General features: G+C 64.8%; 1 protein-coding gene. It reads left to right on the forward strand.

Annotated elements, in window-relative coordinates:
- On the forward strand, positions 1–734 hold a 734-nt coding region (locus GRX31_RS30430), incomplete at both ends, for a flagellin (protein ID WP_272918466.1).

Consider the following 734-nt stretch of genomic DNA (forward strand, 5'->3'; position numbering starts at 1 on the left):
GGCAGCTTCTCCGGGGGCGTGTTCCAGGTGGGTGCGAATGCGGGCGACAACATCACGGTGGGCGCGCTGGCCAACATGAAGGTGGCCGACCTGGGCAACTCTGCCTACAGCACGGGTTCGATCAGCGGCACTTCCGTGACGCCCGCAGCTGTTACTTCGGCTTCGGTGAGTATCACCATCCAGGGAGCTACCGCTTCGGCCGTGGCCACGATTGAGGCCGATCCCAACGCAACGCAGACGGAGCTGACGGGCCGCACCATTGCCGCCATCAATGCCAAGACSGCYGACACCGGCGTGACGGCCTTCCTCAGCGAKGACGGCACGACGATCGATCTGCGCGCTACTGCCGCTCCGACGGGCACTACAGGCACCACAGCATCCATCACGGTCGGCGCGGCTGCGGCGACGAATCTGACGGCCATCACGACAGCTGCCGGCAAGGGCATCGACAAGGTGGACATCTCCACGCAAGCCGGTGCTTGGGAAGCCATGCAGCGCATCGACAACGCGCTGGACAAGGTCAACTCCGCACGCGCCGACCTGGGTGCCATCCAGACCCGCTTCGAGAAGTCGATCGAGAACATCGACTCCATGAACGAGAACATCTCTGCGGCACGCGGCCGCATCGTGGACGCCGACTTCGCCAAGGAAACGGCGAACCTGAGCCGCACGCAGATCCTGCAGCAGGCTGGCACGGCCATGGTGGCCCAGGCCAACCAGCTGCCTCAGCAAGT

Origin of the sequence: Delftia sp. CH05 (assembly GCF_009827015.1) — a bacterium.
Lineage (GTDB): Bacteria > Pseudomonadota > Gammaproteobacteria > Burkholderiales > Burkholderiaceae_C > Comamonas > Comamonas tsuruhatensis.